General features: G+C 58.4%; 1 protein-coding gene. It reads left to right on the top strand.

What is annotated here, in order from left to right; all coding sequences use genetic code 11:
• Nucleotides 1-37: 37 nt before the first annotated feature.
• The coding region (locus tag LU493_RS19770; protein WP_275289505.1) for a hypothetical protein at nucleotides 38-373 on the top strand (336 nt) is incomplete at its 3' end.

Here is a 373-nt window from a genome sequence, read left to right as displayed (position 1 = left end):
AATCGGGTAGTCATCACCGGCAACAAGGATTGTCGCCATGATCAATTTACGCTGTTCGGGCGTTTTTTTTCTGCTGCTGGCTGCCAGCGCAGGCGCCCTCGCCGACAGCCAGGTCTATATCTGGCAGCGGGTCTGGAATGACCAGCATAAGACCGCGCTACAGCAAAGCCAGGCGCTGTTTGCCACTTTGCGCGTTCTGGGGATCCAGTTTCATCCTCAGGAAGGCGTCCGCCTTGCCCGCGTTAACACTTCATTATTACAGCAGGATGGCCGCCCGGTGTGGCTGGTCGTCCGCCTGGACGGCAGCCTGACGCAGCTTGATACCACCACAATGCTGCCGCAGATAAAGCGCCTTGTGACCCACTGGCGCAAG

Origin of the sequence: Halomonas elongata, from assembly GCF_029081005.1 — a bacterium.
GTDB lineage: Bacteria > Pseudomonadota > Gammaproteobacteria > Pseudomonadales > Halomonadaceae > Halomonas > Halomonas elongata_B.
This window is presented reverse-complemented; position numbering and strand designations above follow the sequence as displayed.